This window comes from Neoluteolibacter marinus, from assembly GCF_014904755.1.
GTDB classification, from domain to species: domain Bacteria; phylum Verrucomicrobiota; class Verrucomicrobiia; order Verrucomicrobiales; family Akkermansiaceae; genus Haloferula; species Haloferula marina.
In genome coordinates, this window is sequence record NZ_JACZFQ010000048.1 from 1 (window position 1) to 15,018 (window position 15,018).

Annotated in this window: 6 protein-coding genes; 3 read left to right on the top strand and 3 right to left on the bottom strand. The window is 66.1% G+C overall.

Annotated elements, in window-relative coordinates; all coding sequences use genetic code 11:
* Nucleotides 1–2,465, bottom strand: a 2,465-nt coding sequence (locus IG178_RS10840) for a PQQ-dependent sugar dehydrogenase (protein WP_193212567.1), incomplete at its 3' end; no start/stop codon positions are given.
* A gap of 225 nt (nt 2,466–2,690) precedes the next feature.
* Here IG178_RS10840 and IG178_RS10845 point away from each other — a divergent pair.
* Nucleotides 2,691–3,257 carry a ribonuclease H-like domain-containing protein gene (locus IG178_RS10845; RefSeq protein WP_343225964.1) on the top strand — a complete coding sequence of 189 codons (567 nt, stop codon included), beginning with the start codon at nt 2,691–2,693 and terminating at the stop codon, nt 3,255–3,257.
* Nucleotides 3,258–3,325: 68 nt separating this feature from the next.
* Here IG178_RS10845 and IG178_RS10850 read toward each other — a convergent pair whose 3' ends face one another.
* Nucleotides 3,326–6,421, bottom strand: a complete 3,096-nt coding sequence (locus tag IG178_RS10850) for an autotransporter-associated beta strand repeat-containing protein (RefSeq protein ID WP_193212568.1) — start codon at nt 6,419–6,421, stop codon at nt 3,326–3,328.
* 184 nt (nt 6,422–6,605) lie between these two features.
* Between IG178_RS10850 and IG178_RS10855 the strand changes: the two genes are divergently transcribed.
* Together IG178_RS10855 and IG178_RS10860 are read left to right on the top strand one after the other, a co-directional pair.
* Nucleotides 6,606–8,117, top strand: a complete 1,512-nt coding sequence (locus IG178_RS10855) for a tryptophan halogenase family protein (RefSeq protein ID WP_193212569.1) — start codon at nt 6,606–6,608, stop codon at nt 8,115–8,117.
* 480 nt (nt 8,118–8,597) lie between these two features.
* Nucleotides 8,598–13,262 (top strand): beta strand repeat-containing protein, encoded by a 4,665-nt coding sequence (locus IG178_RS10860; RefSeq protein WP_193212570.1) that lies wholly within the window; start codon nt 8,598–8,600, stop codon nt 13,260–13,262.
* Between the two features lie 110 nt (nt 13,263–13,372).
* Here IG178_RS10860 and IG178_RS10865 read toward each other — a convergent pair whose 3' ends face one another.
* Entirely contained in the window at nt 13,373–14,878 is a 1,506-nt protein-coding gene (locus tag IG178_RS10865; RefSeq protein ID WP_193212571.1) for an FAD-dependent oxidoreductase, read from the bottom strand.
* Nucleotides 14,879–15,018: the final 140 nt, after the last annotated feature.

Sequence of the window (15,018 nt, forward strand, 5' to 3'; positions counted from 1 at the left end):
CCGTCGACCGGCAGCGCGAAGTGCTTGATGAACACCGTCCCCGCCGGGTAGCTCCAGCCGTCGTCCGGCCGGAAGCCGATCTTTTCCGCCGCGCTGTCGTGGACGCCGTCGTTGGGCAGCGCGATCCAGCGCTGCTTGACCGCCGCGTCCGACCACAGCGGGGCGTTGACGTCATACGGGAAGACCCCCGCCGCCGGCGTCAGGGTGGCGAGGTCGCTGAAGGCGCCGGTCTGGGACAGCAAGCCGGGCGGATCCCCCGCCACCACCACCGGGTCCCAGGCCTGCCCGGCGTAGAGGAATTCCGTCACCGGCAGCGCGACGTTGGCGATCCGCACTTCGTCGAACAGCGCGTCCTTCACTCGGTCGGCGGGGCTGCTGTCGAACATCCCCCTGCCGAGGCTCCAGCGTCCGGGTTGCAGGTTGCCGGCGTAGCCACTGCCCTGGCCGAGCTGGACGTAACTGCCGTTCTCGAAGGAGTAGACGGTCACCGTGCCGGCCGTCGCGTCGCCGACGATCGCCAGATGATACCACTGGTCCGCGACGAAGTCGTTGCGGTCCATCACTTCGATCGCCACCGACGACCACTGCCCGGTCAGCGGATCCGCGCTCCGGACATTGAGGTAGAGATCCCCGTCCTGGAGTGTCACCTGGGTGTCTTCCTGGTTGTTGTTGCGGCCCCACCGCAGCAGCCGGAACGGCTGCATCGGCGCCCCGTTCCCGGTGTTGGTCGGGGCGGTGCCGGTGGTGCCGTCGAGACCGAGGAAACACTGGTAGCTCGCCGTTCCGAGCGAGTCCGCGGCCGGCTTGAAGCTCAGTTCCACCGTGAAATCATCGAGCCCGCCGAACTTGTGTTCCATGGTGAGATCCCCGGCGACGTTCCCCGGCCGGCCATCGGCGTCACCGCTGCCGATGCAACGGACCCCGGCGAGGTTTTCCTCCTGCCCTGCCGGCACCATCCCGTTGGCGGAGGTGAAGCCCACGTTGCCGCTTTCGTTGAGCTCGTTGTCCCACGCCTGCAGCGCGACGCCGCCGAGGATCGAGTCGCCGGTGCGGTTGCCGGGGTTGTCGGAAACGTAGCCGCTGGTGTTTTCCGCCGCCTGGTCCTCGAACCGGTACCACACCGGGTTGTCCGAAGGCGGCGCGGCCGCCGCGAGCTTGAAGAAGCGGCCGCGGGTGCCGGTGCCGTTGATCTTGATGAAAACCGGCTCGCCGTCGCGGTCGCGGCCGATCGTCGAGGTGCCGCTGTAGACGCTGCCGCTCGGCATGTCGGCGAGGATCGCGTTGGTCGCGGTCACGCCGTCCAGCTCATGCGCGCGGATGTGCCCGCTGACATTGTCGACGCTGATGAATTTTCCGGTCAGCTCCGGATTGGCGACGCCCCGGTAGACGAAGCCGCCGACCACGCAGCCGTCGATGCCGTGCGCCACGTCCCAAACCGGCTCGGTGAGGGTGCCGTGGATCACCGTGGGAATCACCGGCGGCTGCGGGCCGGTCGGGCGTGCGATCGCCCCTTCGCGAAAGGGCCAGCCGTAGTTGCCGCCGGGAACGAGGATGTCGACCTCCTCGCGGCTGTCCTGGCCGACGTCGCCGATCCAGGTCCGCCCGCTTTCGGCGTCGTATGCGAAGCGATACGGATTCCGCAGCCCGATCGCATAAAACTCCTCGAGGTGAGCCCCGCCGGCATCGACGAAGGGATTGTTGTCGGGGATCGAGTAGTTCGCGGTGAAGCTGTCCGGCCAGCCTGCCGGCATCGCCAGTTGTTGCGGCTGGCGGCGGATCGGGTGGCTGCCCGGCCCGTTGTCGACGTCGATGCGGAGGATCCCGGAAAAGAGCCGCTCGTCGATTTTCTGGCCGTCCTCGTAGACGTCGTTCGCGCCGCCTTCGTCGCCGATCCCGACGTAGAGGTAGCCGTCGGGCCCGAACATCATGCAGCCGCTGTCGTGCCACTGCTGGCGATCGTACTGCTGGATCAGGATGAGCTCGCTGGCCGGGTCCGCGGCCCGGGTGCCGTCGGGGACATTGAACCGCGAAAGCCGCCAGTATGCCTCCGAGCCGTTGCCGCCGGACGGCTTCCACTTGTAGGTGATGTAGACGTAGCCGCGGTTGGGCGACCCGGCCTGGCCGAACTCCGGGTGGAACTCCAGCCAGGTCATGCCGCAGTCGCTCGACGTGAAGGTGCTGCCGCGCCAGTCGAGGAAGGTGGTCGTGGCGGTGGCCGCCGGGTGGTCGTCGAAGAGGAAGATCCGGCCCTCCTTGGCCACGCACAGCAGCTTGTTGGTGCCCGGATAAGGCACCAGGTGCATCGGCAGGTTGATGTTGATCCCGGTGTAGGTCTCCTCGATCGACCACTCGCTGGCGGCATCGGACGCCGTCGCGGGAAAGCGCCCGTTGAGGAACGGACCGATCGCTTCCGGCGCGTCGAGGCCGGGCTGGGCGAACAGCGGCACGACGAGGGAAATCGACACGAGCGCTCGCATCCAAAGGCGGCGGCACGCGCACGCCGGTTCGTGAATCGGGACCATGGGTTTTACTGGCGAAACTCGCTTGGAAAATACCCATGACACCCGGCGAAGCGAATCCCAAGTTTGTCGCCGCCACGCCGCGCCCCTCGCGGCCAGCCGCCGCGGATCGCCGGCCAAGGCAGCCATCCGGAGTTGCCCTCCCCGAAGGCCGCCGCCTAGGCTCCGCCCGTGTCCGGCAAAAACATCGTCTACTTCGACCTCGAAACGCAACGCAGCTTCGGCGATGTCGGAGGCTCCGCCCACAAGGACAAGATGGGCATTTCCGTCGCCGTCACCTACAGCACCGCCCGCGGCGGCTACCGGATCTACGGCGAGAGCGACGTCAACGAGCTGGTCGACGAGCTGGTCCGCGCCGACCTGGTGGTCGGTTGGAACCACGTCGAGTTCGACTACCCGGTGCTGCAGGGCTACACGATCTACGACCTGCCGGCGCAGACGGTGAACCTCGACATGATGCTCGACCTGCAGGAGCACCTCGGTTTCCGGCTGAAGCTCGATGCCGCCGCGTCGGCGTCCCTCGGCACCGGCAAGTCGGCCGACGGCCTGGACGCCCTGCGCTGGTGGCAGGAATACAAGAAGACCGGCGACAAGGCCCCGCTGATGAGGATCGCCGAGTACTGCTCCTTCGACGTGAAGGTCACCAAGTGCGTCCACGAGTACGGCGTGGAGCACGGTCACATCAAGTACCACGACCGCGGCGGGCAGATGCAGGAAGTCGCGGTTGGCTGGGCTTGAAACCCAAAAGGCCCCGGCCGTGTCACCGGCCGGGACCTCCACTTGGTCAACCCGTAGTCACCTGGAAATCAGGACTCGTCCAGCTTGAGCCGGACGAAGAATTTGCCGTCGGGCGCGAGGCTGCGGGGCAGGGTCACCACCACCGTCGGCGTGCCGTCGGTGTCGTCCGGCCCGGCGGCGATCGTCACGCCGTTCACCCCGTCCTGCGCCGTGGTCCAGCCGGCGAGAGACGATCCGTATTCCGCGGTCACCCCGCTGCCGGCAGCGGCCGCGGTCTGGCGGAAGGTGAAGACGAGATCGTCGTTGGTCAGGGTCGCGGACGGCAGCTTGTCGGCATCGTTGGTGCCGGTCGGCTCGCCGCCGACCACGAACTCAATGCCGTTGGCCAAGCCGTCGCCATCGGCGTCGAAGTCGATCCCGTCCTCGCCGGGCGCGAATCCCTGGACGGCCGCCCAGCTTTCGTAGGGGGTCGCCACACCGGCGGTGTAGACCAGTTCGATGTCGTTGCCGTTGGCCTGCACGCTCCAGTCGCCGTAGGCACCGGCCGCAGTCTTGAACGCGCTGTCATCGATGGTGAAGTCCGCGGGATCGAAACCGCTGAGCACGCCGGCTTCCACGATGGTGAAGGTCCGGGCGGTTTCGCTGAAGTCGAGCAGCTCGCTGGCGGCAATGCTGATCACCACCGGGTTGCCGGCGGTATCGGCGGTGCCGAAGGTGCCCGCGACGATCAGGTCGTAGTCGTAGCCCGCCTCGGCGGCGGCGTCCCACGAGCTGACTTCCCAGGCGTAGGTGGAACCGCCATAGAAGGTCAGCGAGTCCTCGAAGGTCAGCGCCCCGGCGGATGATCCGGGTGCGACGGTGCCGTCGATTTCGATGTCGCCGACCGCGGAGCCGTTGCCTTGCAGGGTCTGCTCGCCGATGACCACCCAGGGGAAGCCGATCGGAGTCACGTCGAGCGTGGCGCCTTCCCAAACATTGATCGCCGGGCTGGCCAGGTCGCCGAAGCCGCCGAGAAGCAACGCTCCTTCCTCCACCGTGGTCGTGCCGGTGTAGGTGTTGGCGGCATTGATCTCCAGCGCGCCGGGGCCCTGCTTGACGAGGCCCATGGTCCCGACGATCTCGCCGCCGATGACCGCATCCACGGCGAGAGGGCCGTCTTCCACGTAGAACCCGGCGTCCTTGAGCACCGTGTTGATGGACGCGTTCCAGGTCGAAACCGTCGGCGAGGAGTAGACATAGACGGAGAAATTGTCGTCCGTCCGGGTCTGGGCCGCGCCCTGGACCGTCGCGCCGGTCATGTCGACCAGGTCGAGGTAGTTCTCCTGATCGACCTGATAGGTCGAGCCCTCCTCAAGGATGAGGTCTGGCACGTTCGCGTAATAGCCGCCGAGCGCGTGGTAGGCACCTGCCGGCTGGAGCAAGGTGGCGCCGCCCTGGACGACGATCTGGTCCAGCCCGATCGCCTGGTTGAAGCCGCCGCCCGCCATGGCGAGGGTTCCGGCCGCCACCTCGACGGAGCCTTCGAAGGTCCCGCCGCCGTAGCCGGCGAAGCGCAGGGTGCCGTCACCGGTCTTGACCAGCGTGTTGCCGCCCTTGAAGCCGCTCGCATTGAACGAAAACGTCTCTTCGGCCGCGACATCGATGGTGCCACCGCCGGCCCCGATCACCGGGGCCCGGCCGGTTCCGAACGAGGCGGACGCCGCGAGGGTGCCGCCGTCGATCAGGACCGCGCCGCCATTCGCGCCGAGCGAACCTGCCTGGTCGGCGACCAGGGTGCCGCCGAGGATGCTGAGCGCCCCGGAGAAGGTGTTCACCGTTTGCAAGGCGACGCTGCCGGCTCCGGTCTTGGTCACCGTGGTTTCCCCGCCGATTGCGCCGGCCCCGGACACCACAAAGTTCGTGCCGGTGTTGTCAAACTCCACCGAAAGCGGGGCCACGGCCACCCCGAGATCCACGGTGGCGTCGGAGGTGCCGGCAAGATCGCCGAACTTCACCACGTCGAGGTCCTGGTAGGCGGTGGCGGTGCCGGCGGTTTCCAGTTTCCAGTTATCGGTCGCCAGGTCCCAGACGTTGTCGGTCGCGCCGGTCCAAAGCACCGGCTCCGGGCCCTCGTAAACGAGGTCCACGGAGGACTCGGCGACATTGTCAACCAGCTGGATCGAGTAGCGGGTGTTGGGGATCGGGTTCAGCTGGAGGCCCGCAAATCCGGCACCGCCGAAGGTCCCCGAATAGCGGAACAAGGCGCAGGTGGTGCTGGTCAGGCCCGGCCGCGGGAGGATCTCGAGATAGTGCGTGTCCCCGGGGCTGCCGAGGGTCAGGCCATCGACGTCGGTGACCGTCATTTCATCCAGCTCCGGCCGGAAGGTGGAGGTCAGCGAGTCGCCCAGCGCCACGGCGGGCAGATTGTTGATGCCCGGCTTGTTGACGAACGACGGCGCGGTGAACGCGGCCTCCTCGATGACGATGGCCACCAGCGAACCGCGGCTGCCGTTGTTCGTTTGCCCTTGGATCGTCAGGTTGGCGCCGCTCAGGCCTTCCATTTTCCAATAGTTGCCGGTCGTCACCCCGGGCTCGATCTGCACCCAGGCTTCCCCCGAGGCCCCCCAGTTGCCGAAAGCCGTGGCCGTGGCCGGCGATGCGCCACCGTAGGCCCAGGTCCCGTTGACGTTGAAATCCAACGAGGTGTAAGTGTCGCCGGCACCGCTGCCGACAATCCCATAGACGTTGTATGAGGCGTAGGGGATGTCTTCCACCGTCACCTGGACCCCGCTGCCGCCATCGTCGAGATAGCCGACGACCAGCCGCGCCTCTTCGGATCCGGTGCCCGAACCATTCCACCAGGTCCCGGACGAGTTCCAGGTGATCGAGGCCGAGGTCGGCGTGCCGCTGTCATCGACCAGATTGGCCTCGCTGCCCGAGCCGAGACTGCCGCTGTCGCGCACGTTCGAGTCGTTCCACCTCGAGGTCGCCGTGGGCCCTTTCGGCGTGGTGGTGTCGAGCTGCTGGTTTCCCGGGTTCTCGGAAAAGTTGTAGGCGATGACGTCGGACCAGGCCGCTCCCGGCGCCCCGACCATCAGCGCCGTGGCGGCCCATGCCGAGGCATGGTGACTCCGCGCCGAAACACGGAATCTTTGTCTATTGGATCTTTTTTTAGAACGTTTCATGATTCTGGGAGACGTCATACGATGCAAGCCCCGGGCCATTGGATAGCCGAAAGTGGCCATTTTGTTGATTTATTCACAAAATCCGCGTTTTCCTGCGCATTTGTCATGTAATATACCTGAAAGTCACAATTGACTGAGCATTATCGTCTTTAACTCAACGATTTGCTGCGCTTCAATGCCATCCATGCAGGTGAGAACGGTGGTGGTGCTGGGTGCGGGTAGCTCCGGACTCTTGGCAGCCCTCACCTTGAAACGGCGAATCCCGGCCCTGGACGTGGAGGTCATCCATTCGTCGAAACTGGGCATCATCGGCGTCGGCGAGGGCACCACGCCGTATGTGCCCAGCCACCTACACAGCTACCTCGGGCTGAGCGAAGCCGAAGTTTTCCGGGCGATCGAACCGGTCTACAAGCTGGGCATCCGCTTCACCTGGGGCCGGCGGCCGCACTTCGACTACACCTTCTCCGGCCAACAGTACGACTGGCGCTGGCCGGACCTGCCGCGGAACAACGGCTTTTACACCGACGAAGACACTTCCGCGATCGACCTGTCATCCGCGTTGATGGAGTCGGGCCACGCCCTGCCGCGACGTTCCGACGGCTTGCCCGACGTCCCGCCGCCGGGCCGGATGCTCGCTTGGCACCTGGAAAACCGGCGCTTTGTCGGTTGGCTGGAAACGGCGTGCCGCAAGCAAGGGGTCCGCTTCACGGACACGGAAATGACGGCCGCCTCGCGCGATGGTGCGGGAGGGGTGGCCGGGATCCAGCTTGCCGACGGCAGTTCACGCCAGGCGGATCTTTTCATCGATTCCTCGGGCTTCGGCTCCCGGCTGTTGGGGAAGGAATTGGAAGAACCCTTCGACGACTATTCGAACGCCCTGTTCTGCGATCGTGCGATCGCCGGCGGTTGGGACCGGGGCGAGGAACCGATTTTGCCCTACACCCTGTCCGAGACCATGAAGTCGGGCTGGTGCTGGCAGATCGACCACCCGGACCGGCTTCATCGCGGCTACGTCTTCTCCAGCGACCACCTGAGCGACGAGCAGGCCGCCGACGAGTTCGCCGTCGTGGCACCGCAAGCGAAGGACCCGCGGGTCATCCGTTTCCGCTCCGGCCGTTACCAGCGGGCCTGGGTCGGCAATGTGGTAGCCATTGGCAACGCCGCGGGCTTTGTCGAACCGCTCGAGGCGACCGCCCTGATGGTGATCTGCCTGCAGTGCCGCTGGCTCGCCGACGGCCTGGTGGACGGCCTGTTGGCGCCGAATCCGACCATGCGCGACCTCTTCAACCGCCTGCACCGCCAGACTTGGGACGATATCCGCGACTTCCTGGCCCTGCACTACAAGTTCAACCGCCGGATCGACACGCCGTTCTGGCGGCGCTGCCACGAGGAGACCCCGCTCGGCCAGCTCGAGGAGTTGGTGGCCTTTTATCAGGAGAACGGACCATCCAGCCTCGGCCGCGGCCTCTTGGCGGGCGCCACCAGCGCCTTCGGGCTCGAGGGCTACCTGTCGCTGCTTTGCGGACTTGGGGTGCCGCACCAGAAGCCGCACCACCCGGCGTCCAAGGAAATCGGGATCTGGGAGGCCAAGCGGAATCACTTCCGCAAGATCGCCGCGGACGGGATGCCGATGCGGGAAGCCATCGGTGAACTCCGCAAGGAGCACACCTGGAAGCGATTGCGGGGAACCCGCTGAAACCGGGCGATCCGGCCGGCTCAGACCACGCCGATCATTCCCAGCACGCCCCAGACGGCGGTCGCGAAGAAACCGATCAGCAGGACGAGGAAGATCTTCACGCAGACATCGATCGCTTTGTGGCTCATGGCGCGGCGCTTGTAGGGCCGGGATCGCGGGCTGCCAAGGGTGAAAACCACGACCTCGGGCGTCCTTCGGGCTCCATGAAATCGGAACCGACACCAGCACCGCGCTGTCACGCCGCCGTGGACCCTCTCCATGGCCGCTGCAGGCGGCAAAAATGATGTCAACGAGCGATCACCGGCCTTCAATAAATCATTGGAGAATTAGTTTGGCAGGGTGCAAAGCCCTACTAGATTGGCGGAACCCTTGAAAAAACCCGTTTAGCTAAACGCATTTTGTCGAACGTTTCTTTTCAACTGCGTCTGACGCGAATCCGTTCCTAGCGACGGGTTGTCCCGAGACCCATTGACGACCCAGATGAAGACAACCCAATCCCGCATCGATTCTTACCCGGCCACCCGGATGTTCAAAAGGACGTCCCTGATTGCCGCACTCATCGCCACCGCCCATTCAACCGCCTACGCGGCCGGAGTTTGGGATGGCGGCATCGGAAAGTTCGAAGAACCCACCAACTGGGACAACGACACGGTCCCGGTCGGCATCAACACCAACGTCAGCAACGGCGGCACGATCCTGTTCGATGCCACGACCGGCGCCCGGACTACCAACGACATCCTCGCCGGCACGGTCGCCGGTACCGGGACCTGGACCATGTCCGGCGGCACCCTGTCGATGGTCGGCGGCTGGATGCGTCTGGGCACCGTCGCCGGTGGGTTCGGCACCTTCAACCTGAGCGGCGGCACCCTGAACACGGTCGGCCAGAAGAACATCGGGGAAGCCCCGGGTGGCACCGGCGTGGTCAACATGAGTGGAACCGGCAACTGGACCAACGCCGGCGGCGACTCGATCGCGATCGGTGGCCGGAGCAGCGCCGCGGCGGCCGGCAACGGCACGCTCAACATGTCCGGGGACGCCATCATCAACAACAATACCGAATTCCGGATTGGTACCGGCACCGGCAGCATCGGTACCGCGATCATGAACGGCGGCACCATCAACAATGCCGGCTGGTTCGTGGTCGGCCGCTCGAGCGGCACCGGCTCGCTCACCATGACCGCGGGAGCGATCAACAAAACCGGTGGCGGCGACTTCATTGTCGGCAGTCTCAGCGGCCAAGGGACCGTCAACCACTCCGGCGGCACGATCAGCACCAACGGCGCGCGGACCTTGCTCGGGGAGGGCACCGGCAGCAACGTCTACAACCTCTCGGGCACGGGGGTCGCGAACTTCAGCCAGCTGACCCTCAGCTTCGCTGGCACCGCCAATGGCACCTTCAACCTCAACGGCAACACCACCAACCGCGGTGAGTTGACCGCGACCACCATCAACAAGCTCGGAACCGGCACGGGGATCTTCAATTTCAACGGAGGGCGCCTCAAGGCCGGGGCCGCCAATGCCACCTTCATGCAGGGGCTCAACCGTGCGAACGTCCGAAATGAGGGAGCCCTAATCAACTCCAACACCTTCAACATCGCGATCGCCCAAAACCTCCTTCACTCCGACATCGGCGGTGACGCGGCCGTGGACGGCGGATTGACGAAGAGTGGCACCGGCGACTTGACTCTCGCCGGCGCGAATACCTTCACCGGCGACACGGTGATCACCGAGGGTACGCTTACCCTCAACAACGCCAACGCCTTGGGCGGCAGCGCGCTGAACTACAACAACCAGGGTGGCACCCTGAGCTTCGGCACCCTGACCGCCGCGACCTTCGGCGGCCTGAAGGGCTCGCAGAACCTGGCGCTCACCAACGTGACCCCCGCCGCGGTCACCCTGACGCTCGGCAACAACAACGCCAACAACACCTACGCCGGCGTCCTGTCCGGCGGCGGTTCGCTGGTGAAGATTGGCACCGGCGTCCAGACCCTGACCGGCAGCAACACCTACACGGGTACCACCTCCATCAACGCGGGGGCGATTTCGGTCAACGACATCACCAATCTCCCGAACTCGGGCACCGGCACCACGGTGGCGGCCGGAGCGGTGCTCGCGGCGCCGACCACCACCGACATCGCCGCCTTCCGCGCGAGCCTCGGCAACGTCACCTTCAACGCCGGTTCCTTCATCGGCGTCGACACCAGCGCGGGTGACTTCACCTATGCCGGCAATATCGGTGACACGGCATACGCCAACAACCCCGGCTTCGCCAAGGTCGGCACCAACAACCTGACCCTCACCGGCAACAACACCTACACCGGCGGCACCCGCGTCAGCGGCGGCACCCTCATCGTGGGCAGCGCCAACGCCCTCGGCGCGGCCGGCAACTCGCTGACCACCGGCGTCGGCGGCACCTACGACTTCAACGGCTTCGCCGTCACCCAGGACAGCCTCATCCTGTCCGGCGGGGTGGTGAACAGCACCAACGGCGCCTCGGCGCTGTCGCTGTCCAGCACCGCCAACGCCATCAACGTCACCGGCACCTACGCCTTCGCCAACACCGCGGTGACCGCCAACGTGCCGATCAACCTGACCGGCGCCACCGGCGGCCACATCGTCAAGTCGACCACCTTCGGCAATCCGGTCATCGCCGGCGACATCAACCTCGGTGGCCAGAACCGCACCATCGCCCTCGCCGACACCGGCGGGGACGCCTTCCCGGAAATGACCCTCAGCGGGGTCATCAGCAACGGCAGCCTGACCCTCGACAACACCCTCAACGGCATCAGCGCCCAGGAATGGGGATCGCTCTCGCTGACCGGTGCCAACACCTACGGCGGCGCGACCAACATCACCTACGGTCGCCTCGAGATCACCAACGCCGATTCTCTGGGATCTTCGGCCACCGGCACCAATATCGGCCCCAACGGCACCCTCGCCCTCGGCGGATCCGGCCAGGTCATCAACCCCGGCATCACCGTCGCGGAACCGCTGTCCATCAACCGCACCGTCGCCGGCACCTACGGGCTGATCGCGGTCCAGAGCACCAGCGGCAACAACTTCCTGACCGGCGACATCAGCCTCGATGCGACGGCCGAGTTCAACGTTACCGGCGGTGCCCTCGACCTCAGCGGCGTGATCTCCGAAACCGACGCCTCCGGCCTGACCAAGAGCGGCGGCGCGGTGATGTCGCTCTCCGCGGCCAACACCTACACCGGTGAAACCCTGGTCACCGGCGGCGAGCTGCTGCTCTACAACGACAACGCCCTTGGCGACACCCTCAACGGGGCGCGCGTCACCGGTGGACGGATCGCCCTCGGCGGTGCCGTGACCATCACCGACGAGTTCGCCACGATCAACGGCAACGGCGGCAACCTCGGCGGCGCCATCCAGGCCGCCGCCTTCAGCGAGGCCACCTGGGCCGGCGACATCATCCTCGGCAGCGTCGACGCCGCCGCGGTCCGGATCGGCGCCCAGGACGGCGGCATCCTGAATGTCGAAGGCGTGATCCAGAATGGCACCGGGGCCCTCCTCGATGTCAGCGGCCTGGCCGGCACCGGCACGGTCGTGTTGAAAGCCACCAACACCTACAACGGGGCGACCAACGTGATCCGCGGCAACCTCGTCGTCGACGGCGGCAGCATCACCTCCGGTGCCGCGGTCGGCGTCGGTGGCAACGGCGGCGGGGAACAGACTTCCTGCACCGTCCAGAACGGCGGCTCGATCTTCGCCGATACCCTGGTGATCGCCCCGAACAACGTGCCGCAGAACGGCAACTGGTTCCAAAGCGACGGCCTGGTCAGCACCAAGGCCTGGTTCATCATCGGCTCCGACGGCACCGGCACCGCCAACGGCGTGATGACCGGCGGCACCCTCGACGTGAAGACGGTGGCGGCCCCCGAGGGCCAGTCGTTCGAAATCGGGACCTTCGGCGCGGTGTCCGGCACCTTCACGATGAGCGGATCCTCGGCGGTGAACCTGCAGAACAACGCCTTCGTCGTCCTCGGCGCCCAGGCCAACTCGGGCACCAACACCTTCAACCAGGACGGCGGCACGGTGACCTACTACACCGATGGTGGCACGACCCTCGGGGGCAACCGGATGCTGATCCTCGGCGCGGGCACCTCGACGGCGAACTGCACCTACAACCTCAACGGCGGCACCTTGACCGTCCCCGGGGTCACCCGCGAAAGCACCGGCGGCTCCGGCAGCGGCGTGCTCAACTTCAACGGTGGCCTGCTGGTCCCGACCGGCAGCTCGGCGACCTTCGTCACCGCCCTGACCCGCGCCAACGTGCGTGACGGCGGCGCGATGATCGACACCGCCGGCTTCGACGTGACGATCACCCAGGCCCTGGAACACTCCGACGTCGATGGCGACGCCGCGGTCGACGGCGGCCTCACCAAGCTGGGTGCGGGCACACTGGTCCTGACCGCCGACAACACCTACACCGGCGACACCGTCATCGACCAGGGCACGCTCTCGCTGCAGTCGGCGATCGCCTTGGACGACCTGTCCTCGCTGCGGATGGACTCCGGCGCGCTCCTGAACCTGGATCACGCGGGAATGGAAGCGGTCTACCGCTTCTACGTGGATGACGTGCCGCTCGCGGCCGGCACCTATGTCGCATCCGGCACCGAGACCGGCGGCCAGATCGGCAGCACGCTGATCACCGGCACCGGCGCCCTGGTGGTCGCCAACGACGGTACCTCGACCCCGTTCGAGGACTGGGCGACCACCACCAAGGGCCTGGCGGGTGCCGCCGCGCTGCCGGGGGCCGATCCTGACAACGACAAGCTGGAAAACCTGCTCGAGTTCATCCTCGGCGGCGAACCGAACCCCGCCAACCCGGGCTCCAACAACCTCGGTGGTCTTGCCGCCACGGTTGAGGCCAGCGGCGGCAACCACGTGTTCTCCTTCCGCCGTTCGCAGATCTCGGCCACCCAGCCCGGTCTGACCATCGTCTATGAATACAGCACCGGCCTTGGCGTCTTCAACCCCGCCACCGATGTCGGAACGGTCAGTGCTCCGTTCGTCGACTTCTACGGACCGGGTATCGACAAGATCGAGGTGACCATCCCCGACACGGTCGCCGATCCCAACGGCAGCCTGTTCGTCCGGATGAACGCGACGCTCGCCGAATAATCCGGGTTCTCACCGGTCCGCGCCTCCTTCACGGGAGGCGCGGATTTTTTTTGCCCGCGGGCTGGCCGGAGGAAATCCCACCGGCCAGCCGCATCAGGTGTCCGGGCAGATCACCCGCGCTTGGCCTGGATCTCGTCGTTCCACTGCCAGCCGGGATGGCGGACGTAGTAGAGGGACTCCTTCACATCGATCCCCTGCTTGGCCTTCGCGATGTTCGCGGTCCGGTGGCGCTCCCAGATGGCCTTCTCCTCCGGCGTCACCCGGTGCGGTTTGTTGTGCGGGGCCTTGTTGCCGACGAGCATCACCAGGTAGCCCTCGACCCCGAAGTCACTCAGGTTCGAAGGCATCCGGTAGCGGCAGAATCCGGTCGGGCCGTTCTCGCGGTAAAACTCCAGCAGGTCCTGGATCCCCGAGAGGTCCGTCTCCTCGCGGCAGCGCTTCCAGAACGGCGTCTGCTCGACGGTGTTGAGCTGGTAGTGGAGCCCGAGGAAGTCGCGGATCTCATGCCAATTCTTCGACGCCTGCTCGTTGTAGAGCGCGATCATCGACGGGGTCGGCTCGAGTTCCGTCTGCAACAGGAAGTCCACCATGGTCCGCGTGTGGCCGCAGACGACCATGAGGGCGGTGGCCTCCAGGGGCTCCACGAAGCCGCCCGAATTGCCGATCGCCACCACGTTGTCCACCCACATCCGCCGGTAGCAGCCGCTGCGGAACTTCACCACCCGCGGGGACTCCGGCACCTTGGGGTTCTTGCGGCGGAACTCTTCCACCGCCTCGTCATCGGAGGTCAGCTCCGAACAATAGACGTAGCCCCGGTTGATGTGACGCTCGTGTTCGATCTGCCAGCACCAGCCGGCATCCATGGTCTGCGCCGTGGTGTAGGGCAGGATCGGTTCCTCACCCCGCTCCCAGCCGCCGACGACCGCGCGGTCGCAGAACAAGGTCTTGCCGAAGCTGTCGAAGGGCTCTTCCAGCGCCTTGCCTAACAGCTCGCTGCGGAAGCCGCTGGCATCCACGAAAAAGTCGGCCTCCAGGCGCCGCCCGTCCTCGAGCATCACGGCGGCGATTCCCGCCTCCGCCCGCTCGGCACCGGTCACCTTGCCGTCGACGATCTCAACGCCGGCCTCCATCGCCACCTTCTCGAGGGTGGAGACGAGCTTCTCGTTCTCCATGTGGAAGGCATGCCACGGCTGGATGTCCGGCGCGCCGTTGGCCTGGCGGGCGAAGGCCTTGCCCTCGCGCATCAGCGCCGCCGGCAGGTCGACGTTGGAAAACTCATCGTCGCAGAAGTAGCCGTTCGGCCGCGGCAAGTCGCCCCACTGCAGATCCATCTGCGGCGAGAAGGTGTAATCGAAGCGCCCGCGCGGCCCCCACTCGAAGCGGATGCCCAGCTTCCAGGTCGGCTCGGCCAGTTCGTAGAAATGCCGCCGGCTGATCCGGAGGTAGTCGAAGAGGTGGCCGACGAAGTTGGGCGTGGTTCCCTCGCCGACCCCGATCACCCCGAGGGCCGGGTCGCGGACGATCCGCACGTTCAAGCGCGGGATCTTGATCTTGAGGGAAACGGCGGCGATGAGCCCGGCACTGCCGGACCCGAGGACAAGGACGTCTTGAATCATGAAATTGGGGTTTTGGAGACGAGCCGGCACTCTAACCACCAGAGTGCCGTCCGGCTAGGAATCGTGTGCGGTTGACGGGAAAAAGCCCCGGCCGCACAGGGCGACCGGGGCTTTGGAGTTCATCTCGAACCGGGTGCCTC